The following is a 24644-nucleotide window of genomic DNA, read 5'->3' on the forward strand; positions in this document are numbered from 1 at the left end:
AAGTTCTCACCCAACCAATTACACCGCACTATGGCAGATAACACGAAAAACCAGAACGACGCCAAGAACCAAAATTCCGGCTCTTCGCAAGGCGCTCAGGGCAGCACCTCTGGTACCGGTTCTACCAGCATGGGTTCCACCACTTCGGGAGGTATGCAAGGCAGCACCGGCAACCAATCGGGTTCCTCTACTTCGGGCCTGACCAGCGGCAACAACGACAACAGCGGCCGCTCGTCAGGCTCAACTACTTCCAGCCAAGATCTAGCTTCGGCCTCTACCAGCATGGGCCAAGGCGGCCTAGGTGGTAACACCGGCGGCAGCACCTCGGGCAAGTCAGGCGGGTCTTCGTCGAGCAAGTCGGGCAGCAAATCGGCTACAGGCTCGACTTCGTCTTCCGCATCGGCCAAAAAATCGGGCAGCACCACCAAAGCTTCTTCGAGCAAAGGCGGTTCGTCGTCGGGCAAAAGCCAGAATAAAGACCAGAACCAATCGTCGGGCCAGCAGGGTAGCAATACCAGCATGGGCGGCAGCAACTACGGCGGCAACTTTGGCAACTCGATGGAGGGCAGCCACAACGACCGCGACCGTGACGAGAACATGTACAGCGGTGCTAGCCGCGGCGAGTACGGCTCGCACGGCATGGGCAACACCCAAGGTGGCTACGGCAACCAAAACCGCGACTTCGACACCCGCTCGCGCGGCGGCGAATACGGCCAGGATGGCTACAACCGCGGCGGCCAGGGCAACTCGTACGGCCAGTACGGCGGCCGCGACGAGTTTCAGGGCGGCGGTGGCTACGGCGGCCAAGGTGGCTACAGCGGCAACTACGGCCAGCAAAGCAACTACGGCGGCGGCATGAGCAACCAAGGCGGCTCGGGCATGCAAGGGGTCTACGGCCAGCAAGGCGGCAGCAACTTTGGCCAGCAGCGCCAAGGCCACATGGATAGCCAGTATGGCCAGCGCGACTCGTACGGCTACCAAGAACGCGGCTACGGCCAGCAAGGCGGCAGCAATATGGGCGGCATGCAGGGCAACTACGGCTCGCAGGGCGGCGATTACAGCGGCCGCAACTACGGCAGCGGAGGCGGCTACGGTGGCGGTATGCAAGGCGGCTACGGCCAGCAAGACGACTACCGCAGCTCCAACGACAACGGCTCGCGCTACGGCCGCGGCCAAGGCTACAGCAACGACTACGGCCGTTCGTCGATGGGCGGTGGCATGGGCAACCAAGGCGGCTATGGCAACCAAGGTGGCATGAGCGGCCGCGGCCAGAATGACTACGGCCAGTACGGCAACCGCAACCAACGCGAAGATCAGGACCGCCAGTCCTCGCGCGGCGGCTACGATAACCAAGGCTACGGTGGCGGCGGCTACGGCGGTGGCCAAGGCGACTACGGCCGCAGCAACATGGGCGGCGGCAGCATGGGCGCTGGCTACGGCGGCGGCTACAACGACGACCGTTACGGCTCGGGCCGCTCGGGCTCGTCGTACGGCTCGCAGCAAGAAAACTACGGCTCGCGCAGCGGCTACAACGAAGGCCGCGGTGGCTACATGGGCAACTCGAGCCAGGGTTACGGCTCGCGGGGTGGCTCCTACAACGACCAGAACCCATCGGGCAGCAGCTCGCAAATGGGCTCGTCGTCGCGCGGGGCCGATAACTTCGAAGGCAACGACCGCAACCGCAACTACGGCCAGCAAAACCGCGGCAACTACCGCAACCAGGACAACGACGATTCGGACTACGGCTCGGCACCCGGCCGCAACCGCGGCCGCGACAACGACGACCGTTACTAAGCCAGCCTGAACTGAGCAAAACAAGAAAGGCCCCCGGCAACTGCCGGGGGCCTTTCTGCTTATTGGTGCTGCTGGCACCTAGGCGTTTGCCCAAGTAGCCTAGGCCGGCATCAGCTCGTGGCGGTGCTCCTGCGCAAACTCCTGAAAGCTGCGCGGCGGGCGGCCGGTTAGCTGCTCTACCGCGGGGGTGGTGCCAGCCAAGTGGCCAGCCTTGCCTAGGGCGTTCAGCTCCATCATGCTGTCAACCATCCATTGTGGAGCGCCTTGCATGGCTTGGCGGGCGGCCGTTTCGGGCACATCAACGTACTGCACGGGGCGGCCCGTAGCTTGCCCGATAATGCCGGCTATTTCGGTGTGGTTTACGGCTTGCGGGCCGGTAAGCGTGTAGGCCTGGCCGTGGTGCTTGGCTACGTCGTCGGTAAGGATGGCGGCGGCTACTTCGGCAATGTCAAAGGCATCAATGTAGCTCATGCGGCCTTCGCCCAGCGGCAAGTAAATAGCGCCCTGCTCCCGGATGCTCTGGCCTTGGTAGTTCACGAAGTTCTGCATAAAGCTCGTAGGCCGCAGAATCACGTGCGATAGGCCGCTTTGCTCTAGGTACTGCTCCATTTGGCGGTGCCAGCGGCCCAGTTGAATACCAGGCTCCATATCGGCCCCGGCTGCCGAGAGCCTCACTACTTGTTGTACCCCAGCGGCTTTGGCAGCATCAACGAGTTGTTGGTTGATGATAAGCTGCTGGTCGGAGAAGGGCGTAAGCAAAAACACCCGATCGACGCCCGTAAAGGCCAACGGCAGGGAGGCCGGGCGGTGGTAATCAACCTCTACCAGCTGCACCTCGGGGTTGAAATGGCGCAGCCGGTCGCCTTTGATGATGGAGTGCACGGCTGCCCGGGTATTTACGCCGCGATTTATAAGTGCCCGAACAAGCTCGGAGCCAACGGTGCCGGTGGCGCCCGTTACAAGAATGGTTTCAGCCATAACAATTTGCGTTGGGGGATGAACAAAGCAGGCAGCTCCAAGAACTACTCCCTAGGGCCTGGCTTTGTTCAGGAAGGAGTGGGTTAGCGCTGGGCCACATCGGGCTTGAGGGCTACCTTAAACAGCTTGCCTTTTTCGTTGCTGACGACAAAGTCGTTTTGGTTCACGAACACCAGCGCCTCAGCTTGCCCGCTCGATGGCATCGGAAAGCAGCTTTTGTCGCCATCGAAGAGCTTGGCGCCGGGTTGGCGCTTGATGAGGTACACGTGCCCGTAGCCAAGCAGCGCCACCGTGCGGCCATCGGGGCTGATATCAGCCGAGGTAACCCAGGTATTTACCTGAATGCTGTCGGCGAGGCGTGCTACGTGGTTGCCGGGTTTAGCCGGCAGGTGGTACTCCTTCACCCAATTGCCCTTGCCGCGGTTTTTGGTGAAGAGGTACAGGCTGTCGTTGTGGAAGAAAAACGCCTCGCAATCAAAGTTCCGGAAGGGCTTTTTGGGCGGAAACTCGCGCTGATCGGGGTAGCGGAACTGGATGGTATCGAGCTGCGAAAACTGCGGCCCGCTGAGCTGGTAAATGCGCAAGTCGCGGCGCTTGTTGGTGTTGTTGCCGAAGTCGCCGATGTACAGCGTACCGCGCTGGCGGTCTTGGGCGAGGTCTTCCCAATCCACGTTGTAGGCGCCGCGTACGGGGTGGGTACGGATCAGGTCGCCCTGCGGCGTTACAAGGTACAGCCAGGTGGTATTGCCGCCGTCGCCGTGCGTCCACAGGTCGCCGGCCGGCGAGGCAACGGCCAGTCCCGAGCTTTCGACTACTTCGTCTTTGCGCAGCCGGCCCATCTGCTGCACGGTGTAATCTTTTCTGATGCGGTCGAAGCCGCCGCGGGCATCTTGCTTGGTACAACCGCAGAGCACCGAGTGGAAGAAGATCAGAAAAGGCACCAGTTTGTCGCGAAGTACAAAAAGCATAGTTAGCTAGTGAAAAACGAAGGCTTAGGGCCAGTAATAACCTGCCGCTACTCGCAGCCTTACGAAAAGCACCCGCAAACGGCCAAATTCTGCCTTCAGGGCTAGGCGAAAACTATAGACGAAGGTAGGGCAGCAGCTTCTGGTACGTGGTCTCGTCGATGATGCGGATTTTGCGCAGGTCGTCGGGCGTGCGGAAGGGGCCATGCTGGTTGCGGTAGGCCACAATCACGCGCGCCAGCCGCTTGCCTAGGTAGGGGTGTTGGCTGATTTCCTCGAACGAGCCGCTGTTCACGTCAATGGCCGCGGGCTGGTAGCTGGGTGCCACGTAGGTATACTTGCGCAGGCTGTCTACGAGGTCGGGCGCATCGCGCAGGCTGTAAATTTCAGCTGCCTGACCAGGGCTGATGAAGCCACCCAGCCGCTCGCGGTACTCCACCACCCGCGCCGAGAGCTTGCGCCCGATGCCACGAATTTGCATCAGTTGCGTGGTGTCGGCCGAGTTGAGGTCGAAGGGCTGCAGGTTGCGCGGCTTGCGCGGAAACCTAGGCGCTTCGGAGTTGGCAAACGTGCGCTCGGGGTATCGGCTGGCAAAAGCCTGCTGTTCGCGCGGCGGCAGTTGCTCGGGCAAGAGCAGATAAGGCGCCAAGCGCTGGTAAGTGGTGTCGTGCAGGCCGTAAGCACGGCGAATCTGCTCCTTGGCCTTAAAGCCACCGATGGCGTTGCGGTACTTTACGAGGCGCTCGGCCAAAAAGCGCGGCAGCCCGCGGGCTTGCCAGCCGGTTTCGTCAACGGTGTTGGGGTTGAAAGGCGAAAGCGCGATGCGCGGCACCCGTGCATAGCCCGGCCGTGCGGGGTAGTTGTGCCTAGGTGCATTGGCGGGGCGAGCGGCGGCCAGCTCGGCAGCTAGTTGCTCGAGCTGTTGGCGGTCGGCTGCGGGGTCGTAGTAGGGGAGGGCCGGGCGGAGCAGTACCGGAGCGGCGAGCAGCCCCAGCATCAGCAGGAGCAACAACGCAAAGCCGTTGGTTTCGGCCCGCGAAAACCCAAAGTGGCGGCGTACAAATCGGCGGAGCGAATCGGGCACAGGCATCAGCAGCTAATACAAACCCTAACTCAGCAGCAATACGCAGAACCGCCAAGCAAGTGTTTGGCTGTCGGGCCGAAAAAGTGCTTAGCGCACCTAGGGCTACTGCGGCAGCCGGTACACGCTCACACCGGCCGGCGTAAGCGTGTAGAGGAATTGCTCGCCCACAAGTACCTGCGTAACATCGGCGGTTGGTATGGACAGCAGGCGCTCTTTGGCGGTGTACACATCCACGAAATGCACTTGGCCGGCTTGCACGTAGTACAACTCGTTGCCGCGGAAACCCACCCAGCTAAGGCCGGGGTAGGGCAGCCGCTTGCGGTAGTTGCCTAGGTTGTCGAATACCCAAATGCCCGAGGTGCGGTCGACGAGGTACAGGTTGTTCTGGTATTCGCGCAGAAAGCGAAAATCGGGCTTGGTACGACCCAGCAGCAAATCGAGCGGCGTGCTGATGGTGAAGCGCTGCTGTTGCCCGCGGCCCAGCTGATTGAGCGTAAGGTTGCTCTCGTTCAGCAGCCAAATGTTGTCGTCGGGCGCGAGGGTAACGGTGCGCACCATGCCGCCCTCGGTAAGTTCGCTGAGGCGCGTGGAGCCAATGGGCGCCATAAACCGATCGAGCAACTGCAACTCCTGCCGGTCGTCGTAGAACACCAAAATTTTAGTGGTGTTCCAGGCTTCTACGGAAGCCGTGTGGCCCGGCAGCGGCGGCGAGTACACAGCCAGCGGCTGTCCATCGGCCGCAAACTGGCGCAGGTTGTTTTGCGCGTCGGTAACGTACAGGTTGCCGCGGCGGTCGAGCGAAGCCGGTCCGGGCTTGGGCAAGGTGATGGAGCGTACCAGTGCAGGCGCCGCGGCCGTGGCTGCGGGCTGGCTAGCAGATGGTTGAGCGGCCGGGCGCACGGCTGCCGGCGCCGAGGGCGGCGTGGTGGCCGTTTGGGCGTGGCTGCCGTAGCTCAGGAGCAGCAGCGCACCTAGGGCGCAGCGGCCGGCATCAGCCTTTAAAGTGCTCCAGCGAGAGGTTGTTGCCATCGTAAACGCCGTACGTGCAATAATTGACCCATTCGCCTAGGTTCACGTAGCGGCTGTTGGGGCCTACGGGTACATCGAGCGGCAGGTGGCGGTGCCCAAACACGTAAAAATCGTGGTGGAAGCGTTGCTCCAGCTCGCGGCAGTACACCAGCAACCACTCGTCGTCGCCGAGGTAAATATCGTCTTTGGCCGAGTTGCTGATGCGGCTGCGCTGGCTCCAGGCGTTGGCAATGCCGATGCCCACGTTGGGGTGAATGCGCGCAAACAACCACTGCGCTACCGGCGAGGCGAAGATGCACTTCAGTACCTTGTAGGTGTAGTCTTTCGGCCCGAGCCCGTCGCCGTGGCCCATGTGAAAGCGGTGCTGCCCGATGTCGAGGCTAACCGGGTGGCGCAACACCGGAATGCCCAGCTCTTGCGTGAAGTAGCCAAACATCCACATGTCGTGGTTGCCGGTGAAGAAGGTCACCGGAATACCGGAATCAACAAGTTCGGCGAGCTTGCCCTGCAGCCGGATAAAGCCGCGCGGAATGGCGTGGCGGTACTCAAACCAGAAATCGAAAATGTCGCCGACGAGGTAAATAGCCGCGGCATCCTGCGCGGCCCAATCGAGCCAGCGCACAATGCGCCGCTCCCGCTCCTGCGAGCTTTGGCGGCTGGGGGCACCTAGGTGAAAATCGGAAGCGAAGTATACCCGGCGGCCCGGTTCCAACAACACGGGGGGCAACTCAGGCAGAGGCGAGGTCATCCAGCAAAAACAAGGTGATACTGCGCGGGCCGTGCGCACCCAGTACCAACGTCTTTTCGATGTCGGCGGTGCGGCTCGGGCCCGTAGCAAGCGAAATCATGGAAGGCAGCTTGTCGGCGCCGTATTTGGTTTGCAGCAACTGCAGGGCATCGCCAATATCGGCCACTACCTGCGATGCGCGGGCAAACACCAATTGCTGATCGGGGTAAATGCTCAGGCGCCGGCCACTAGCCGTGGCGGAGCCCAGCACCACCGAGCCAGTGCGGGCCACCAAGGCCTCGCAGGAGGTAAGGCCCGCATCGGCGTGGGCCAGAAACTCCGTCTCGTCGGCGGTGTGTACAATGCCAGCGGCGTGCAGCAGCTTTTTCAGCTCGGGCTCCCACACAAACAAATGCTCGATGTTGCGCTCCTTTTTGTGGGCGTAGAGCAGATCGAAGAAGTGGTCTTCGGTGGCGCAGTAGTAAAACGTGCCGCCCACGCGCACAAAGCTTTCGGCAAACGCCACCACCAAATCGTCGGGCGGGGCGGCAAACAGCCGGGCCGAGAAATCGGGCGCGGTGGGCTGGTGCGGGCTGGGCTGCTGCAAGGCTTCGCGCACCCGCCGCAGAATGATGTCGCGGGAGGATTCGGGCATGCCACAAAGCTAAGGATTACCGCTCGCGAATCACTTTAGGAACTAGCATCGCTAGCGGTAAGCAGCATTTCCTGGGCTTTAAGCTGAGAATTGCTTCAAGGGTAATTATGCCCCACCGGAATGCCGAGCAGCTAGCCGCTGCACGGAGCGCAGCGCGGAGAAATCCTATCGGAACGGAAATATTAAAAATATGCTTTCTGGATTTTTGAACAAGCTCGACAGCTGAGCATATTTATTGTTCGCATTTCATTTTCTCTCAACCCTTACCGCATGCACGTTTCTACTCGATTTTTTTATTGGTTCAACCAGCTATTACTCTTCAGCACGCTTGCGCTGTTGATGGGGCACATTGCTAACGCAAGCGCTGGCGGTATGCCTGGCGCCCAGGCAACAAGCAACACTACCTCGCTGGGGCAAGTGCTAAACCCCGATGGCTCGCTACGGGTGGGCGCCTCAGGTGCTTTCAACCCTACAGGCTACGGCTTACAATTAGCTTCGGATGGCCGCCCCGTATTTAAGCTGCTTGACGTAACCGGTGCCGGCGACGAACGGTGGGCCGATGGCTTCAGCCGACCCAATGCCAGCGGCAGCATTCACGCGGTTGCTGTAAGTGGCACCGATGTGTATGTGGGCGGTCAATTCACCAACATCGGCGGCATCGATGCCAACAACCTAGCCCGCTGGGATGGCAAGGCCTGGAGCCCAGTGGGGCAGGGTCTTAACGGCGCAGTAAACGCGCTGGTACTAAGCGGCAATACTCTATACGTAGGCGGCGCCTTTACGCAGGCCGGCGGCACGCCCGCCAACCGCGTTGCCCGCTGGAATGGCACGGCCTGGGCCGCCCTAGGTAGCGGGGTAAACAACCCGGTGAATGCCTTGGTGGTAACTGGCTCGGATGTGTATGCCGGCGGGCAGTTCAGCGAGGCTGGCGGCAACTCGGCCAGCTACGTAGCCCGTTGGAACGGCACCGCCTGGAGCAGCCTGGGCACCGGCCTCAACGCCGATGTGAACGCGCTGGTCATCAGCGGCACCGATGTGTACGTAGCTGGCCGCTTTACCCAAGCTGGGGGAGCGTCGGCTAACTACGTAGCTCGCTGGAACGGCTCCGCCTGGAGCAGCTTGGGCACTGGCCTGAACAATACAGCCTATGCCCTAGGTATGTCCGGCTCCGAGGTGTACGTGGCAGGTGCTTTCACGCAGGCCAGCGGAAGCGCTGCCAACCGAGTAGCTAAGTGGGATGGTACTGCTTGGAGCGCCCTAGGTACGGGCCTCAACCAAAACGCCTATGCCCTGGTGGTAAGCGGCGCCGAGGTATACGTGGCCGGTATGTTTACGCAAGCCGGCGGGGCTGCTGCGCCTGGCTTGGCTAAGTGGAGCAACAACGCCTGGAGCACTGTAGGCACCGGCTTAGAGGCCGGGGAGTTGCGCGCCTTGGCGCTGGTAGGCACCGACGTGTACGCGGCCGGGCAATTCCCGATGGCCAACAGCGTAGCCAAGTACAGCGGTGGCAAATGGAGCCGCCTAGGCTCAGGCCTGAACGGCAGCATCAACGCCGTGGTGGTAAGCGGGACCGATGTGTACGTAGGCGGCGCCTTCAACGCGGCCGGAGGCGTAGCAGCCAACCGCATTGCGCGCTGGAACGGCACGGGCTGGAGCGCACTTGGCAACGGCCTCAACGGCGACGTGCAGGCCATTGCGGTTATCGGTACCGATGTGTACGTAGCTGGTAGCTTCACACAAGCGGGCTCCGTAGCAGCAGAAAACATAGCCCGGTGGGATGGCACCGCCTGGAGCGCTCTAGGTAGCGGCGTAAGCGGCACTGTGTACGCACTGCTCGCCAACGGCTCCGATTTATACGTGGGCGGCAGCTTCGCACAAGCTGGTGGTATTGCTGCGCCTAACTTGGCCAAGTGGAGCGGCAGCGCTTGGGCTGGTGTAGGCGGTGGCCTAAATAACACCGTGCGCGCCCTGGCCCTCAACCGCGGCGATGTGTACGCGGCGGGCTCCTTCACGCAAGCCGGTACCACGTCCGCCAACCGCGTAGCGCGGTGGAACGGTAGCACTTGGAGCGCCCTAGGTACCGGCTTCGATGGCAACGTTAATGCCTTGGCATTTGCCGGCAACACGCTCTACGTTGGCGGCTTCTTCGGCACGGCAGGCACAACCGCCGCCAGCAATATCGCCCGCTGGGATGGCACTATCTGGTCCGCCCTAGGTAGCGGCGTGAGCGGCACTGTAACGGCTATTGCCACCAATGGCTCCGATGTATACGCTGCTGGTGGCTTTGCGCAAGCGGGTGGCGCCACAGCCTCCCGCATTGCCCGTTGGAACGGTACCGCCTGGAGCAGCCTGGGCACCGGCCTCAACGGCATTGTGCGGGCTCTAGCCGTTCGCCCCGCCAACCAGTTGGTAGCCGGCGGCGACTTTACCGAGCTTGGCGATGGTAGCAAGCTGTCGGCGCACATGGCCGTGTACGCTGCCGATGCTGCCGTTATTACCAGCACCCGCAAAGTGGCCACCAATATGGGGTTGTACCCCAATCCGGCCAAAACCTCGGCTACGCTATCGGTAGCGCCGACCGCTGCCAGCCGCCAAGTGCTGCTAACTGATGCGCTGGGCCGCGAAGTGCGGCGGTTTACGTTGCCAGCCCGCTCCACCGAGTTACCGCTCGATTTGCACGGTTTACCCGCCGGCCTCTACCAAGTGCGCTGCGGCGACGTTGCTGGTCAGCTGCTGGTTGAGTAACTTAAGATTGACATAAGCAAAAAGCCCCGCCATTGCTGTGGCGGGGCTTTTTATTGCTCTTTAAAATAGTGGGCTTACTTACCCAATACCTTAAACTCGGTGCGGCGGTTGAGCGCCTGGCCTTGCTTAGTGGTATTGGGCGCCACGGGCTGCGTATCGCCGTAGCCGGCCGAGGTAAGGCGCGAAGCCGGTACACCTTTGCCGGTGAGGTAATCAACCACGGCTTTGGCGCGGCGCTGCGACAAATCCTGATTGTAAACCGCTTTGCCCACGTTGTCGGTGTGGCCTGAAATTTCGATGCGCAGCGAAGGGTATTCGGTGGTCATCAGCTGCACAATGCGCTCTAGTTCGGCGGTGCTTTCCTTGCGGAGGGTAGCTTTGTCGAAGTCGAAGAAGATGTTGTTGAGCACCACTTTGGCACCCACATCTAGCTTCTTCAGCGGAATGTCCTTTACTACTTCCGAGAAGGCCGCACCCGCGGGCAGGTCAAAGTTTTCGGAGTGGAACAGGTAACCTTCCTTCCGCACCACAATGCCGTAGTTCACGCCCGACGGCAGCGACACCAGGTAGCGGCCTGTGCTGGCATTGGAGCCGAAGGTGGCAATGTTCTGGTTCAGCGTATTATCAACCAGCTCGATGGTAGCATCAATTGGCTTCTTTGTGTCGGCATCGGTTACGGTACCTTTTAGGATGGTAACCTGCGCCGTAGCAATGGGCACGGCCGGGGCTAGCAGCGTTTGGCGCACGGGCGCTGCGCGCGAGGCCAGCAGCGGTTCTTCGGCCGATAGCACCGGGGGCTTTTCGGGACCTAGGAAGGTAATCATGTAAATATCGCGCGAGCCTTGCGAGTCGTCGCGCGAGGAGGCGTAGTAGCCGTGGCGGCCCGAGGCCGACAACACGAAGAACACGTCGTCGTCGGGGGTGTTGATGGGCCAGCCTAGGTTCTCGGGCTTGCTCCACTGCCCGTTCTGCCACACCGACTTGAAAGTGTCGAAGCCGCCCATGGAGTTGTGGCCCTGCGACGAGAAGTAAATCGTTTTGCCGTCGGGGTGCACGAAGATGCCGTCCTCGTCGTAGGGCGTGTTGATAACCGACCCTAGGTTCTCGGCCTTGCCTTTGCCCTCGATGTCGATGCGCCAGATGTCGTGGCCGCCCCGGTTGCCCTCGCCACCGCCGTTGCTCACGAAGTACAGCATGCGGCCGTTAGGAGCGTAGGCCGCTGAGGGCTCGTGCGACTGACCACCATTTACGCGCCGACCTAGGGTTTGCGGCTTGCGCCACGTAGTACCCTGCAACTCTGCCTGGTGAATGTCGCCGCCGCTATCCTCAACGTAGGTAATGAGACGTTGGCCATCAGGCGCCAGGGCCACCACGGCATCGTGCCCTTTGGTGTTTACCGTTTCGCCTAGGTTGCGGGCTGGCTGCCACTTGCCATCAGCGCCTTTCACCGACTGCCAAATGTCTTCGAAGTAGCCGCCCGAGTCGGGGTCTTTGTCGTCGCCCACGCCGCCTTCGCGCCGCGAGGTAAACAGCAGCACCGATTCGTCGGCCGTGATTACCGGGCCGTAATCGGCAAACGGCGAGTTTACGGTAGCGCCTACGTTATCGATAAATGCCCGGGTGGCATTTTTCTGCAGCACCAAGCCCGATTCGCATTCCCGGATCTTCTTCTGAATGTCGTTCTGCAGGGCCGTGCTGTTCTTGGTGCCAGGCGCCGGCATAGCCGCCTTGTACTCGGCAATGGCTTCCTGCCAACGGGCATTCAGGTGCAGGCCGCGGCCAATCATGTACCGAATGCGAGCATCCACTACCGCATCGAGCTTGTAGGCTTTTTGCAGGTAGGGCAGCGCTTTTGATTTGTACGGCGAGTTGAGGTAGCAGTGCCCGATCTTGAAATTGAGCAGGGCGTTGTTGGGGTTGAGCTCTTGGGCAGCCAAGTAGTGCGGCAGGGCCTGCTCGAAGCGCGGTGGATCCGACTGGTACCACTCATCGCCTTGCTTCAGATCTTTCAGGGCGGTTTTCAGGCCGTCTTTGTTGTCCGAAAACTGATCCTTGGTAAACTCTACGCTTTGTGCCGATGCCGAAAACGCCAGCATCAGGCCGGCCGTCAGGCCTAGGGTATAACGAAGCTTATGCATTGCTAGGTAGGGTAGAGGGCCTCGTTATTCGCAGCCCGAGGCAGCTGCGTAGCTGGTTCCGGATTCAAGCCCAAGCTCGGCCGCACGGCGCCAATCCTGGCAGGCACCGCCCGCATCGCGCAGCATTTCGCGCGCGTGGCCGCGGTTCAGGTAGGCCTCGGCGTACTGCGGGTTAATTTTCAGGGCCGCCGAAGCATCGTCGGCAGCGGCTTTGTAGTTCTCCTGCTTCAGGTAAGCGGCCGCGCGGTTGTTTAGCGCCAGAGCGTAATCGGGCTTCAGTTTGAGGGCGTGCGAAAGATCCTCGATGGCGCCTTTGTAATCCTTGGCTTCGTAGCGGGCGGTGCCGCGGCCTAGGTAGCCCACGGGGTCGTCGGAGCGGCGGCGCAGGTAGTCGTTGTAGTCGGCCAGGGCACCTTGCAGGTCCTTATTGCGGCGTTTGGCGGCCGCTCGGTTCAGCAGCGCCACGTGCAAATCGGGGTTGTGGCGCAGGGCCTCGGTGTAATCGTTAATGGCCGCGGCCATGTTGCCCAACTGGCGCTGGGTGCTGGCCCGGTCGTGCCAAGCGTAGGCGTACTTAGAGTCGACCTTGATAGCCTGGGTGAAGTCACCTAGGGCCGCTTGGTAGTCGCCTTTTTCGAAGCGCAGGGCGCCGCGGTCGTACCAGGCTACGGCGTAATCGGGTTTCAGCTCGGTTACCTTGCCGTAGTCTTTCTCCGCTTCGGCAGCTTGGCCTTGTGCCTGCTCGGCTTGGGCGCGGCCGTACCACGCCGTAAAGCTGTTCGGGTCGAGGCGAATGGCTTCGTTGTAATCCTGCACGGCCGGCGCATACTGCTTCAGCTCGTAGCGGGTAGCCGCACGGTTGTAGTAGGCCGGTGTAAAGTCCTTCTTCACCGACAGGGCTTTGTCGAAGTCCTGCAGAGCGGCCTGGTAACTCTTGTTATTGAATTTCGCGACGCCGCTATTGTAATATTTCTCGGCGAGCTGAGCAGGCGGTAGCGTAGAGGCCCGTACGGTATCGGTTTGAGCTTGGGCTGTAAACCCAGCTGCAAGCCCTCCAATTAAGAATAAAAATTGTTTCATCGGCGAGGAAGCTCCTTAGTGAATGGGCTATGGCTCGTCGAAAGTTATTGCATTTTCCCGTAGCAGCCGCAGAATCAGACTATTTCTTTACCCAAGGCTGCTTGGGCCAGCGCCTGCCATTCTTCGGCTTCGGTGCCTGCAAAACCAGTTCTGCCGGCCCTCCGGTACCAGTGTCCAGCGTTGCCTAGGTCGCCTTCGCGGCGGTGTAAATAAGCATGCAGCCAACAGAATAGCGGGTCGGCCTCGTCGCGCTGGGCAATGTCGTGGGCGCCGCTCCATTGGCCGTTGCGTTCCAGCCACAAAGCGCGCAGCAACAGGGGTAGGGTAGCGGGCGGCTGCTTGGCACCTAGGGTGGCTTCAAACTCCTGAAAAGTCATAAGAGCACGAAGTTGGCGACTCGTGAAAACTTCTGGGTAGGTAGTATTGGTTATACACGCGGCCTTGCCAGCTGCAGTTTGCGTAGTTTTGCGCGGTGCAGCGGCTAAGTGGCCGGCGCATATTCTTTTCGTACCCCCAAGCCCTTGTCAATCATGGCAATGTACCCCGAATACATGGTGGCTCCTATCCGCCAAGACCTCGTAGAGGCCGGTTTTGAGCAACTCATGACGCCCGAAGAAGTAGACTCAGCCCTCAGCACCCAAACCGGCACCGTACTGGTGGCCGTAAACTCGGTGTGCGGCTGTGCGGCTGCCAAGGCTCGCCCCGCCCTCAAAATGGCGCTTTCGAGCTCCGATAAAAAACCCGCAAAGCTGGTAACGGTATTTGCCGGCATGGAAACCGAAGCCGTAGCCAAAGTGCGCGAGCACATGCTGCCGTACCCGCCCAGCAGCCCCAGCATTGCCCTGTTCAAAGACGGTGAGCTGGTACACATGATCGAGCGTTACCACATCGAAGGCAACGACCTAATGCGCATTGTGGACAACCTCCAGGGCGCTTTCGCCGAATACTGCTAGTAGTAAAAGTTTTCATGCATCAAAAAAGCCCCGCTGCACCTGCCGCGGGGCTTTTTGCTTACCTAGGCGGGTGGGCCTGCAAGCGGTAATCGAGCATCAGCACGCCGTCGTCGTAGCGCGTTACGTTTTCCAGCAGCAGGTTTTGGGGCGGTGGTTGGTTCAGCAGCTTGATGCCTTTGCCCAGGAAAACGGGTATCACGGCCAACATCAGGCGGTCGATCAGCCCGGCGGCGTTGAAGGAATCGATCAGCGCGCCGCCGCCTACCAGCCACGTGCGGCCTTCGGGTAATTGCTGCGCCAACTGCTCCACCGAATCGGGCCACAGCCAGATGCGCGGATCGGCGGAGGTGGGCAGCGTGCGTTTGGAGCACACATAGGTATCGAGGTTTTTGTAGGGCCACTCGGGAAGGTTGAAGCCCAGCACCTGCTCGTAAGTGCGCGAGCCCATCACTACCGCTTTCAGGCCTTTCACAAATTCGGCGTAGCCGTAATCCTGCCCCGAGTTTTCGTAGGGCTTGAGGAAATCCACGTTGCCGTCTTCGGCGGCGATGTAGCCGTCGAGACTGGCGGCGATGTACAGTACAACTTCAGGCATAGCTGAATATAGCAACCGCGCCCTAGGTGCAAAAACAAAACGCCCGCAACCAGAGCTGCGGGCGTTTGGGTTCAGATTAGCTGATTGGCCTGAACTAAGAAGGTGGATTTAGTTAGCCACTTCGCTCAGGAACTTGATGCGCATCAGGCGCAGGTCTTCCTCGGTGTAGTCGTCGGTGCCCAGTTCCTTCAGCGCCACTGCAATGTTGTCGGTGGTGGCGCTCATAAAGTAATCGTAAATTTCGTCCTGGCGGTCTTGGTCGAGCACCGAGTCGATGTAGTAGTTCAAGTTGAGCTTGGTGCCCGAGTAGCAGATGTGCTCAATCTCCTCCATCAGTTCCCGCATGTCGATGCCCTTGGCGGAAGCAATTTCTTCCAGGTCCATCTTCTTATCGATCTGCTGAATGATGTAGATTTTGATCTTCGACTTGTTAACGGCCGATTTTACTACCACATCGGCAGCCGTTACAATGTCGTTTTCCTCTACGTACTTTTTGATCAGCTCCAAGAACGGCGCGCCAAACTTCTGCGCTTTGCCTTGGCCTACGCCCGAAACGTGCGCCAGGTCTTCCATCTTCACCGGGAAGGTGGTGGCCATTTCCTTCAGCGAAGGATCCTGGAACAGCACGTAGGGCGGCAATCCTTTTTGGGCAGCCAGCTTCTTGCGCAGGGCCTTCAGCATGTCGAAGAGCGCGGCGTCGTGGCCAGCCGATTGCTGCACTTCTTCCTTTTGCTCTTCCTGCTGCACTTCTTTCTCGTAGTCGTGGTCCTTCGAGAACTTGATCGAGTACGGCTCTAGCAAAAAGGCTTCGCCTTTCTCGGCCATTTTTACCACGCCAAAGTTCTCGATGTCCTTCTCCAGGAAGCTGGCAATCATGCACTGGCGGATAACCGAGTGCCAGAAGGGCATGTCGTGCTCGGCGCCTTTTCCATACACGGGCAGGCGGTCGTGGCCGTAGCTTTCCACGTGCGGGTTTTTCATGCCCGTGAGCACCGTAGTCAGGTGTTCGATGCCAAAGCGCTCCTCGGTTTGCTGCACGGCCTGCAAGGCTAGCTGCACGTAGTGCTTGGCTTCGAACTTCTCGCGTGGGTGCTTGCAGTTGTCGCAGAAACCGCAATCCTTCTCGTACACCTCGCCGAAGTAGTGCAGCAGCTGCTTGCGGCGGCATACGGCCGAATCGGCGTAGTTGGCCATTTCCTGCAGCAGCAGCTTGGAGTTGTCGCGCTCAGTTACGGGCTTGTCCTTGTTGAATTTCTCCAGCTTCACGATATCGTCGTAGCTGTAGAACATCAAGCAGTGGCCATCGAGGCCGTCGCGGCCGGCGCGGCCGGTTTCCTGGTAGTAGCCTTCAATGCTCTTCGGCGTGTCGTAGTGAATCACGAAGCGCACATCGGGCTTGTCGATGCCCATACCGAAGGCAATGGTGGCCACAATCACGTCGCACTCTTCGTTCAGGAACGCATCCTGGTTGTGCATGCGCGTCTGTGGGTCGAGGCCCGCGTGGTAAGGCAGGGCGCGCACGTCGTTTACGCGCAGCAGCTCGGCAATTTCTTCTACCTTTTTGCGGCTCAGGCAGTACACAATACCAGCCTGGCCTTTCTGCTGCTTCACAAACTGAATCAGCGCCTTCTTGGTCTGGTGCTTCGGCCGAACCTCGTAGTATAAGTTGGTGCGGTTGAACGACGACTTAAACACCGAAGCGTCGTCCATCTGCAGGTTCTTCTGGATATCGAGCTGCACCTTGGGCGTGGCCGTTGCCGTGAGGGCAATGATCGGCACATCCACCCCAATGTTGTCGATGATGCCCCGGATGCGGCGGTATTCCGGCCGGAAATCGTGGCCCCACTCCGAAATACAGTGGGCTTCATCGATGGCTACAAACGAGATGGTTGCCTTTTGCAGGAAGTCGAGCGTTTCGTCCTTGGTCAGCGACTCGGGCGCTACGTACAGTAACTTCACGTCGCCGTTAATTACGTCGCGCTTCACCTTGTTGGCTTCGGTTTTGGTGAGCGTCGAGTTCATCACCTGCGCATTCACCCCGAAAGCATTGAGCTGGTCGACCTGGTTTTTCATCAGGGCGATAAGCGGCGAAATAACGATGGCCGTACCCGGCAACACCAAAGCTGGCAGTTGGTAGCACAGCGACTTACCCGCGCCCGTGGGCATTATCACGAAGGTATTATGGCCTTCGATGACGTTTTGGATGATGGCTTCCTGCGTACCTCGGAACTGACCGTAGCCAAAAACTTCCTTTAACTTGGCCTTCAAATCAGCCCCTAGGGGCTTGGCAGCCTTTTTAACGGGAGCCGTAAGTTCTGCTGTGTTTGCTGCTTCTGACATCGTTCTTCCTCGCTGAGCAAAGGGGTAAACCGGGCGAAAACTACGTTCGGGCTTTACTGCTCAATCTAGACAAATTTAGATTGAAACCGTTGACTGACGTCAATACCATAGGAAAAAATGTGCTTCTGCAAGAAGCAGAGGCCATTCGGGGTGTAGCCGAGGCTATTAGCCAAACCGGAGATTTCCAAGAATGTGTTACTACTATTCTCGGGCTACGCGGTAGGGTAGTAGTAACCGGCATTGGCAAAAGCGCCCACATTGCCGGGAAGATGGTGGCTACCTTCAACTCCACCGGCACGCCTGCCTTGTTCATGCACGCCGCCGATGCCATTCACGGCGACCTAGGCATGATTCAGGCCGACGACTTTGTCATCTGCATCAGCAAATCGGGCGATACCCCCGAGATAAAAGTGCTAGTGCCGCTGCTGCGCCGCAAGCAAGTGCCCATGGCCGCTTTGGTGAGCAACCGCGAGTCGTACCTGGCCAAGCAAGCCGATTTTATCTTGCACGCCCCGGTAGAGCGCGAAGCCTGCCCCCACAACCTGGCGCCCACCACCAGCACCACCGCTGCCTTAGCCCTAGGCGATGCGCTGGCCGTGGCCTTGTTGGAATCGCGAGGATTTACCTCACGCGATTTTGCCCACTTGCACCCCGGCGGTACCCTAGGTAAAAAGCTGTACCTCAAGGTGGGAGATGTTAGCCGGCAGAACCAAGCTCCGCAGGTACTGGATAACGCCGGCTTGCGCGAAATAATTCTCGAGATTTCGGGCAAACGTTTGGGCGCAACGGCCGTACTAGACGCCGCCGGCTTCCTGCAAGGCATCATCACCGACGGCGATTTGCGCCGTATGCTCACCAACTTTGAGCCCGAGCGCCTAGGTGAGGTGCAGGCCCGTTCCATCATGACCCCCAACCCCGTTACCATCGACATCGAGGAGTTTGCAGCCGAGGCTTTGGCCCGCATGCAGGCTCGCAACATCACGCAACTTGTGGTAACCGAATCGGGGCAGTTCCAAGGCTTTATCCACCTGCACGATTTGCTGCGAGAAGGGCTGGTATAGCCCAGTAGTTTTTCGGCTGAAGAAAAATCGGATATTAGGCGCTTAGGTGCCGCACGGTTTTTCTTCTCTCTTCCCAACCAAACCGCACAATGGCTTCTCCCGGTGCTCCTTACTTAGTGGTTATGGCTGGCGGCATTGGCAGCCGCTTCTGGCCGTTTAGCCGTACTCACCACCCCAAGCAATTTCACGATGTGCTCGGCGTCGGTAAGTCGATGCTGCGCATTACGGTTGATAGATTTCAGGGTATTTGCCCGCCCGAAAACGTGTACGTGGTTACCAACCGCGACTACGTGGACCTGGTGCAGCAACACCTGCCCGAAATTACGCCCGACCAGATACTGGCCGAGCCCATCGGCCGCAACACGGCGCCTTGCATTGCTTACGCCAGCTACCGCATAGCGCAGCGCGACCCGCAAGGGGTGATTGTGGTAACGCCCGCCGACCACGCCGTACAGAAAGAGGACGAGTTCCGGGCCGTGATTCGCATGGCTATTGATGCCGCCCGCACGCAGGATGTACTTATTACCCTAGGTATCCAGCCCTCACGGCCCGACACAGGCTACGGCTACATCCAGTTTCACGACGAAGCCCAGCAGCTCGATGGCGGCCTGAAGAAGGTGAAAACCTTTACCGAGAAGCCCAACTCCGAACTGGCCCGCATGTTTGTGGAAAGCGGGGACTTCCTGTGGAATTCGGGCTTGTTTATCTGGCGTGCCGATTCCATTCTCCGGGCTTTCCACCACTACCTCTCCGACATTGCCGAGGTATTCGACGAGGGCCGCATGCTCCTAGGTACCCCAGCCGAGAGGGGTTTCATCCAGCAAGCTTATTCGCGCTGCCGCAACATCAGCATCGATTACGGGGTGATGGAAAAGGCCGACAACGTGTACGTGCTGCCCGCCGATTTTGGCTGGAGCGACCTAGGGACCTGGGACTCGCTGCACCGCATGGGCCACCACGACGCCGACGGCAACGTGGTTGACGGCGACGCCCTGCTCTACGACACGCGCGAATGCGTAATCAAAACACCTTCCGAGCGCTTGGTAGTAGTGCAAGGCCTCGAGGGCTACATCGTGGCCGAGTACGACAATGTGCTGCTCATTTGCAAGCGCACCGAAGAACAACGCGTGAAGGACTTTGTGGCCGACGTGAAAAGCAAGAAAGGACAAGGGTACAACTAACTCTTGTCGACAGCTACGCAAACAAAGAAGCCGGGCTCAGTAGAGCCCGGCTTCTTTGTTTGCGTAGCTGTGGTTTACTGCTGAGGCGTAACCAGGCGCTGGCGCAGTACTTCGTATAGCAAAATGCCGCTGGCCACTGATACGTTCAGCGAACCGATCTGGCCGATCATCGGGATGCGGAGGCGGGCGTCGGCCAGTTCGAGCAGGTCGGGGCTGATGCCGTCTTCCTCGCTGCCCATTACCACCAGCAGCGGGCCGGTCATGTCGATGGCGGCTTTCTCGAGGCTTTCGTTGCCTTTTTCAGTACAGGCAACTACCTGCAGGCCCGAGTCTTTGAGGCGGCGGATGGTGGAGTGCAGGTTAGGCTCGCGGCTTACCGGCACGCGCGTAAGGGCACCGGCCGAGGTTTTCAGCGCGTCGCCGTTGAGCTGAGCGGCACCACGGCTAGGTACCACAATGGCATCAACGCCCAAGCACTCGGCCGAGCGGGCAATGGCGCCAAAGTTGCGCACGTCGGTAATGCGGTCGAGCACGAGTACCAGCGGGTTCTTGCCCTGTTCGTACAAGCCGGCCAGCAAGTTATCGAGCGGGGCGTAGTCGATGGGCGACAGGAAGGCCACCGCGCCCTGGTGGTTTTTGCGGGTGAGGGCGTTAAGCTTCTCGATGGGCACCAGCGAAACCGGGGTATCGGCGGCGCGGGCCATTTCGCTTATTTCCGCAACCAAGCTGTGCTTCTGGCCCTTCAGCAGGAAAATCTTCTCGAAGGTTTTGCCCGCGTGCAACGCCTCCAGAATGGGGCGCAGGCCAAAAATCATATCGGCCGAGCGCTCGGCCGACTGCTGGCGGGGTGGGTATTGTTTATAAGAGGGGCGGCCTTCGTTCATCGGGCGGCCCCCTGCGGGACGGTCAAACCTTTTCTCCATTGCTCCACGGCACGAAACCAGAGCCATTCGTACTCGGGCCGGCGCACCAATTCGTAGTATTCAGGTGCAAAGGTACTGGGTTTGGGGCGGAACACGTACGGGCCACCCTGCACGGGGTCGTTGTACTCCCAGCGTTCCTCGGTGCTGGTACGCAATACGCGTTCGGGCGGGCCAAGTACTAGGTACAGCAAGCCGCGGTCGGTCATCCAGCCGGGCTTGTGGGCCGAAAACAGGCGGTTGGCGTTGGCTACCCGCCCGTAAAAGGTGCGAATTAGCTGCCGTGCTACTGGCTGCTGGTCGGCAGCGGCGCGCAGCCAAAACTGATCGACGGCTCGCTTCGGCGACTCGGCCCGCAACAGTCGTTCGCGCTCAGCGGAGGTGCTGAGGTAGCGTAGCGGCTCAATCAGCTCCGTAGCCGTCCGAACTTCGGGAAAAGTAGATGACTGTACCAATAAACCCATCGGCGGGGCATCGGCCACCTGCAGGGTATAGAGCCCGGGCTCGGTAACACGCAGCCACTGGCCAGCACGCAACTCGGTTACCGCCTGAGCCGATAGGGTACGGCTGCTAGGCCCCTGAATGGTCGGGTTGGTGTGAGGCGGCAAGGCCGGGGCGAAGTCGTCGGGGTAGCGGCGGAGGGTGGCAGGTCGGTCGGGCCCGTAACAGTCAATTTGCACTACCTCGTCGGCCAGCAAGTAACGGCGTAGCAACGGCTGGTTGCTGGAGTCGGTTAGCACAAAAGGCCGGTTCAGCACTTCCGGAGTAAGCGCAAGCCAGGCCGCCGATCCGGGATTATCGGGCATGGTGTTGCTAGGCCACACCGCCAGTAATTTGGCCGATTGCAGCGCGGCCGCCGGTACGCAGAAGTCGAGCCATACAGGCTGCTCTGGGTCGCGTTGTTGCGGTGTGGTTTGGCGTACGGTATCCTGCCACAAGGGCTGACGAGCATCGTAAGTAGCCCAAACCACTATGCGCAGCGGCTGCCTAGGGAGGTGCAGCCCGCCCGAGCTTGGGAACCGTACATACAAGCGCAAACTGTCACCCTCGCGCCGGGCTTCGGCCAGGGCGAGTTGCTGCGTTTGGTAGAGCCCTGCCAAGTTCAGGCGATTGGGCACAGGCAGCCGTTGCCCCACTACGGCGGCGCTTACAAGCAGCTGAAGCAAAACGAGTAGCACACGCATGGTACAGTAATTAACGCAAACCCGACGAATTGCTGCAAATAGGTTGGGGCAAATGCACAAAAGCAACGCGGCCCCGCTGGATAGCGGGGCCGCGTGGTACCTAGGGCCAAGGCTTAAGTTAGCCCTGTGGGTAGTACTGCTGCAGCAGCTGCAGGGCGCGAGTGGCACGCGTACGGTCGCCGATTTGCTCGGCGGCGCGGTACACGCTCTGCAGAGTGAGCAGGCTCAACTGCATTTCCACGTCGAACAGGCTGGCTTCGGGCGAGGTGCTGTAGTAGGCCAAGCTCTGTTGCGCGCGGTTTGTCATGATATCCATGATTTCGTTGGCGCGCTGCGTTTCGCCTACTTTCACCAGCGGCACCACAAACTGCGGCACGTAGTAGTCGTACGGGATGCTCTTATCGGGCATCACCTTGAAGCAGTAATCCATTACTTCCTTGGCCTTGGGCAAATTGCCGGCATCTACGTAGCTCTGCGCCAGGCGGTAGAACTTGTCGCGATAGTTGGCCGGGAAGCGCAGGTTGTTCTCGTCGTAGAAGATGTCGGCGCGGTCGAGGTTGCGGTACGCGAAACGCTTCATCAGAATGTCGTACATCTGATCCTTCACCACATACCCCTCGTCGATGCCACGCGGATCGTAGTTTGGGTCCTTCAGCGGCAGCACACGGTAGGCCAGGCCCTCCAGCTGGAAGTACGGCTGCAGGCTCATGAAGTCCTGCGAGTTCACGGTGGAAGAGAAGTAGATCGGGCGCTGCCAGTTATTGGTGGCCAGCATGTCCAGAATCACTAGGTTCTTCTTCTCGATGGCACCCCGGCCCATATCCCACTCCATGCGCGACACCAATTGGCCGCGGCGCTCGGCCGGGATAATACCCAGCTTTTCAACGGCCGTGGTATCGACGGGCAGGTAGAACTTGCGCGTGGGGAACGACAGTAGCGGACGGCCACTCTGGGTTTGCACCTGCAGCAGCGGCGAATTCTGCTTCACGAGCTGCATAAACTCCGTGAGGTTCACCGAGGCCACCGAGGGATTTTCCACGAACGGCAGGTAATCGTTGGTGCCCTGGCGGTACGTGGCATTTTCCATCGAGATGGGCAGCGGCTGCGATTTGTAGCTGCGGCGCTTCATCTGATCGATGTACCAGTCGGTGTTTAGGTAGCTGAGCACGGCCACGCGCACGTCGGTACGCACGCCTTCCACCTCCTGGGCATACCATAGCGGGAAGGTGTCGTTGTCGCCGTTGGTGAACAGGATGGCATTCGGCTGCAGCGAGTTCAGCAGGTTTTTGGCCGAATCGACAGAGTTGTAACGGTCGGAGCGGTCGTGGTCGTCCCAGCCTTGGGTTACCATCAGCACGGGGGCCAGCAAGCCTAGGGCTACGGCTACACCGCCGCGCAGGCTATCGGCTTTCAGTACGGCGCGCAAAAGGTCAGCAAGACCCAACACACCCAAGCCAATCCAGATGGCGAAGGCGTAGGTGGCACCCGTAAAGGTGTAGTCACGCTCGCGCGGTTCGATGGGCGGCTGGTTGAGGTACACCACAATGGCCAGGCCTGTGAACAAAAATAGCAGCCCCACCACCAAGGCATTGCGGCCGTCGCGGCGTACATGGAAGAACAAGCCCAGTACACCTAGGAGGAGCGGAATAGCAAAGAAGTTGTTGCGGGCTTTGCTGTCAGCAATGCGCTCGGGCAAGCCGCTTTTGCCAGCCTCGGTAGGCCACATCACGCCGGCTTGCTGCACGTCGGAATCGCGGCCTACGAAGTTCCACATGAAATAGCGCCAGTACATGTGGCCCATCTGGTAGCGGAACAGGAAGCCAAGGTTCTGGCCCATGGTGGGCTTGGCTTCGGGCTGCACATCAACCCACTTCTGGTACTGCTGAATGTGGCCGGGGTCGGGCGAGTACAGACGAGGCAGCAGCATCTTGTCGGCGTCGTCGTAGATGGTTTCCAGGCGGTGTTCGGCAATCACGTACTTATCGCCTTGGCGCACATAACGCGGGGCACCCTCTTTCTGGTCGATGGGCTGGGCGCTGAACTGCGGGCCGTACAGCAACGGACGGTCGCCGTACTGCTCGCGCTTCAGGTAGCTCACAAACGAAAGCACGTCGTTGGGCGTGTTCTCGTTGATGGTGGGCAGGAAGGACGAGCGGATGGGGATGATCAGGTACGAGGTGTAACCGATCAGGATAAACACCAAGCTGAGCAGGGCCGTGTTGAGCAAACGGTTGCCACTCCGGAAGGAGTAGCGAAAGCCAAACCACAGCAGGCCGATAAACAGAACCAGGAAGAAGATTACGCCCGAATTAAAGGGCAGGCCAATCGAGTTGACGAAGAACACCTCGATGCTGCCGGCAATGGAAGGCAGACCGGGAATGATGCCCACCAGAATCAGCCCCACAATAATGCTGCTGATAACCAAGGTAATTACGCTACCTACCCAGTTAGGCTGGGCTGTACGGCGGAAGTAGTAAATCAGACCTAGGGCCGGAATAGCCAGCAGGTTGAGCAAGTGCACGCCAATGCTGAGGCCCATTACGTAGGCAATCAGAATCAGCCACTTGTCGGAGTCGGCTTCGTCGGCGCGGTTTTCCCACTTCAGCATCAGCCACACAACCACCGCCGTGCACAACGACGACATGGCGTATACCTCGGCCTCGACGGCGTTGAACCAGAACGAATCGGAGAAGGTAAGGGCCAGCGCACCTACTACGCCGCTGCCCAGAATCAGCAGCGTTTGCCCAGAGGTGGGCTCCAGCGTGCGGTCGTCGTGCATTCCGGGTCGGTGCATTACCAGCTTTTTGGCCAGCATGGTAATGCTCCAGAACAGGAACAGCACCGTGAACGACGAACTAAGTGCCGACAGGGCATTTACCAGCACGGCTACTTTGGTAACGTCGCCGAACGACAGAAGCGAGAACAAGCGCCCTAATAGTAGGAAGGTAGGTGCTCCGGGCGGGTGCGGCACGAGCAGCTTGTAGGAGCAGGCAATAAACTCGCCGCAGTCCCAGAAACTAGCCGTGGGCTCGAGCGTGAGCAGATAGGTAACGGTGGCAATGGCAAAAACCAGCCAGCCCACCAGGTTATTCAAACGCGAGTAACGCTGCATAAAGGGTTGTTCAGGAAGGTCAAAAGTAGGCATAAATGCGGCACGTGCTTAGGTGCCCAGGTTCAGCCACACCTAGGCGCAAAAAAAGCCGCCGTTCTTAGTA

19 protein-coding genes are annotated in these 24644 nt (G+C 59.7%); 5 read left to right on the forward strand and 14 right to left on the reverse strand.

The features are described from left to right. The first annotated feature begins 30 nt into the window (after window positions 1-30). Complete coding sequence (locus ASU33_RS18600) at window positions 31-1794, forward strand: hypothetical protein (protein ID WP_149867300.1); 1764 nt, start codon at window positions 31-33, stop codon at window positions 1792-1794. 99 nt (window positions 1795-1893) lie between these two features. Here the strand turns inward: ASU33_RS18600 and ASU33_RS18605 are convergent, their stop codons facing one another. From ASU33_RS18605 to ASU33_RS18630, 6 genes are all read right to left on the reverse strand, one after another. Then, complete coding sequence (locus tag ASU33_RS18605) at window positions 1894-2772, reverse strand: SDR family oxidoreductase (RefSeq protein WP_059072309.1); 879 nt, start codon at window positions 2770-2772, stop codon at window positions 1894-1896. Window positions 2773-2855: 83 nt separating this feature from the next. Continuing rightward, complete coding sequence (locus ASU33_RS18610) at window positions 2856-3740, reverse strand: hypothetical protein (protein WP_059072310.1); 885 nt, start codon at window positions 3738-3740, stop codon at window positions 2856-2858. A gap of 112 nt (window positions 3741-3852) precedes the next feature. After that, the gene (locus ASU33_RS18615; protein ID WP_160328240.1) at window positions 3853-4821 is read right to left on the reverse strand and encodes a ComEA family DNA-binding protein; all 969 of its coding nucleotides are present in this window, start codon (window positions 4819-4821) and stop codon (window positions 3853-3855) included. 102 nt (window positions 4822-4923) lie between these two features. Next, a complete protein-coding gene (locus ASU33_RS18620; protein WP_059072312.1) occupies window positions 4924-5850 on the reverse strand; it encodes a hypothetical protein in 927 nt (308 codons plus the stop codon). Beyond that, window positions 5813-6598, reverse strand: coding sequence for a UDP-2,3-diacylglucosamine diphosphatase (locus ASU33_RS18625; protein WP_059072313.1), 786 nt, complete (start codon window positions 6596-6598; stop codon window positions 5813-5815). The genes ASU33_RS18620 and ASU33_RS18625 overlap by 38 nt, the downstream gene beginning before the upstream one ends. Continuing rightward, on the reverse strand, window positions 6579-7232 hold the full coding sequence (locus ASU33_RS18630; protein ID WP_059072314.1) for a LutC/YkgG family protein: 654 nt from the start codon (window positions 7230-7232) through the stop codon (window positions 6579-6581). Before ASU33_RS18630 ends, ASU33_RS18625 begins: the two co-directional genes overlap by 20 nt. 270 nt (window positions 7233-7502) lie before the next feature. Here ASU33_RS18630 and ASU33_RS18635 point away from each other — a divergent pair, with 270 nt between their 5' ends. Further along, window positions 7503-9977: a T9SS type A sorting domain-containing protein gene (locus ASU33_RS18635; protein ID WP_078063244.1), complete on the forward strand. Its 2475-nt coding sequence runs from the start codon at window positions 7503-7505 to the stop codon at window positions 9975-9977. Between the two features lie 74 nt (window positions 9978-10051). Here the strand turns inward: ASU33_RS18635 and ASU33_RS18640 are convergent, their stop codons facing one another. From ASU33_RS18640 to ASU33_RS18650, 3 genes are all read right to left on the reverse strand, one after another. Further along, window positions 10052-12115: an OmpA family protein gene (locus ASU33_RS18640; protein WP_059072316.1), complete on the reverse strand. Its 2064-nt coding sequence runs from the start codon at window positions 12113-12115 to the stop codon at window positions 10052-10054. A gap of 24 nt (window positions 12116-12139) precedes the next feature. Next, complete coding sequence (locus tag ASU33_RS18645) at window positions 12140-13195, reverse strand: tetratricopeptide repeat protein (protein ID WP_059072317.1); 1056 nt, start codon at window positions 13193-13195, stop codon at window positions 12140-12142. A 74-nt stretch (window positions 13196-13269) separates the two neighbouring features. Then, window positions 13270-13572, reverse strand: coding sequence for a hypothetical protein (locus ASU33_RS18650; RefSeq protein ID WP_059072318.1), 303 nt, complete (start codon window positions 13570-13572; stop codon window positions 13270-13272). A 159-nt stretch (window positions 13573-13731) separates the two neighbouring features. On the opposite strand from ASU33_RS18650, the gene ASU33_RS18655 reads away from it, so the two are divergent. Next, window positions 13732-14148: a BrxA/BrxB family bacilliredoxin gene (locus ASU33_RS18655; RefSeq protein WP_059072319.1), complete on the forward strand. Its 417-nt coding sequence runs from the start codon at window positions 13732-13734 to the stop codon at window positions 14146-14148. A 58-nt stretch (window positions 14149-14206) separates the two neighbouring features. Here the strand turns inward: ASU33_RS18655 and ASU33_RS18660 are convergent, their stop codons facing one another. Together ASU33_RS18660 and recQ are read right to left on the reverse strand one after the other, a co-directional pair. Next, the gene (locus ASU33_RS18660) at window positions 14207-14743 is read right to left on the reverse strand and encodes a dihydrofolate reductase family protein (protein ID WP_059072320.1); all 537 of its coding nucleotides are present in this window, start codon (window positions 14741-14743) and stop codon (window positions 14207-14209) included. 108 nt (window positions 14744-14851) lie between these two features. Further along, a complete protein-coding gene (recQ, locus tag ASU33_RS18665; protein ID WP_078063245.1) occupies window positions 14852-17083 on the reverse strand; it encodes a DNA helicase RecQ in 2232 nt (743 codons plus the stop codon). Between the two features lie 80 nt (window positions 17084-17163). On the opposite strand from recQ, the gene ASU33_RS18670 reads away from it, so the two are divergent. Together ASU33_RS18670 and ASU33_RS18675 are read left to right on the forward strand one after the other, a co-directional pair. Next, the gene (locus ASU33_RS18670; protein WP_059072321.1) at window positions 17164-18144 is read left to right on the forward strand and encodes a KpsF/GutQ family sugar-phosphate isomerase; all 981 of its coding nucleotides are present in this window, start codon (window positions 17164-17166) and stop codon (window positions 18142-18144) included. A gap of 89 nt (window positions 18145-18233) precedes the next feature. Next, window positions 18234-19325, forward strand: a complete 1092-nt coding sequence (locus ASU33_RS18675) for a mannose-1-phosphate guanylyltransferase (protein ID WP_059072322.1) — start codon at window positions 18234-18236, stop codon at window positions 19323-19325. A gap of 74 nt (window positions 19326-19399) precedes the next feature. On the opposite strand, the gene rlmB is transcribed toward ASU33_RS18675, so the two are convergent. From rlmB to ASU33_RS18690, 3 genes are all read right to left on the reverse strand, one after another. After that, entirely contained in the window at window positions 19400-20209 is an 810-nt protein-coding gene (rlmB, locus tag ASU33_RS18680) for a 23S rRNA (guanosine(2251)-2'-O)-methyltransferase RlmB (RefSeq protein ID WP_059072323.1), read from the reverse strand. Next, the gene (locus ASU33_RS18685) at window positions 20206-21429 is read right to left on the reverse strand and encodes a GWxTD domain-containing protein (protein WP_059072324.1); all 1224 of its coding nucleotides are present in this window, start codon (window positions 21427-21429) and stop codon (window positions 20206-20208) included. Before ASU33_RS18685 ends, rlmB begins: the two co-directional genes overlap by 4 nt. A 118-nt stretch (window positions 21430-21547) precedes the next feature. Beyond that, entirely contained in the window at window positions 21548-24574 is a 3027-nt protein-coding gene (locus ASU33_RS18690; RefSeq protein ID WP_286130659.1) for a glycosyltransferase family 117 protein, read from the reverse strand. Window positions 24575-24644: the final 70 nt, after the last annotated feature.

The organism is Solirubrum puertoriconensis (assembly GCF_001483135.1).
In the GTDB taxonomy this organism is placed as follows: Bacteria; Bacteroidota; Bacteroidia; order Cytophagales; family Hymenobacteraceae; genus Solirubrum; species Solirubrum puertoriconensis.

Excerpts from the sequence above, each read along its gene's own strand:
- ASU33_RS18600 (WP_149867300.1), top strand. The coding sequence starts at position 31 with ATGGCAGATAACACGAAAAACCAGAACGACGCCAAGAACCAAAATTCC.
- ASU33_RS18605 (WP_059072309.1), bottom strand. The coding sequence starts at position 2,772 with ATGGCTGAAACCATTCTTGTAACGGGCGCCACCGGCACCGTTGGCTCC.
- ASU33_RS18610 (WP_059072310.1), bottom strand. The coding sequence starts at position 3,740 with ATGCTTTTTGTACTTCGCGACAAACTGGTGCCTTTTCTGATCTTCTTC.
- ASU33_RS18620 (WP_059072312.1), bottom strand. The coding sequence starts at position 5,850 with ATGGCAACAACCTCTCGCTGGAGCACTTTAAAGGCTGATGCCGGCCGC.
- ASU33_RS18625 (WP_059072313.1), bottom strand. The coding sequence starts at position 6,598 with ATGACCTCGCCTCTGCCTGAGTTGCCCCCCGTGTTGTTGGAACCGGGC.
- ASU33_RS18630 (WP_059072314.1), bottom strand. The coding sequence starts at position 7,232 with ATGCCCGAATCCTCCCGCGACATCATTCTGCGGCGGGTGCGCGAAGCC.
- ASU33_RS18635 (WP_078063244.1), top strand. The coding sequence starts at position 7,503 with ATGCACGTTTCTACTCGATTTTTTTATTGGTTCAACCAGCTATTACTC.
- ASU33_RS18640 (WP_059072316.1), bottom strand. The coding sequence starts at position 12,115 with ATGCATAAGCTTCGTTATACCCTAGGCCTGACGGCCGGCCTGATGCTG.
- ASU33_RS18645 (WP_059072317.1), bottom strand. The coding sequence starts at position 13,195 with ATGAAACAATTTTTATTCTTAATTGGAGGGCTTGCAGCTGGGTTTACA.
- ASU33_RS18650 (WP_059072318.1), bottom strand. The coding sequence starts at position 13,572 with ATGACTTTTCAGGAGTTTGAAGCCACCCTAGGTGCCAAGCAGCCGCCC.
- ASU33_RS18655 (WP_059072319.1), top strand. The coding sequence starts at position 13,732 with ATGTACCCCGAATACATGGTGGCTCCTATCCGCCAAGACCTCGTAGAG.
- ASU33_RS18660 (WP_059072320.1), bottom strand. The coding sequence starts at position 14,743 with ATGCCTGAAGTTGTACTGTACATCGCCGCCAGTCTCGACGGCTACATC.
- recQ (WP_078063245.1), bottom strand. The coding sequence starts at position 17,083 with ATGTCAGAAGCAGCAAACACAGCAGAACTTACGGCTCCCGTTAAAAAG.
- ASU33_RS18675 (WP_059072322.1), top strand. The coding sequence starts at position 18,234 with ATGGCTTCTCCCGGTGCTCCTTACTTAGTGGTTATGGCTGGCGGCATT.
- rlmB (WP_059072323.1), bottom strand. The coding sequence starts at position 20,209 with ATGAACGAAGGCCGCCCCTCTTATAAACAATACCCACCCCGCCAGCAG.
- ASU33_RS18685 (WP_059072324.1), bottom strand. The coding sequence starts at position 21,429 with ATGCGTGTGCTACTCGTTTTGCTTCAGCTGCTTGTAAGCGCCGCCGTA.
- ASU33_RS18690 (WP_286130659.1), bottom strand. The coding sequence starts at position 24,574 with ATGCCTACTTTTGACCTTCCTGAACAACCCTTTATGCAGCGTTACTCG.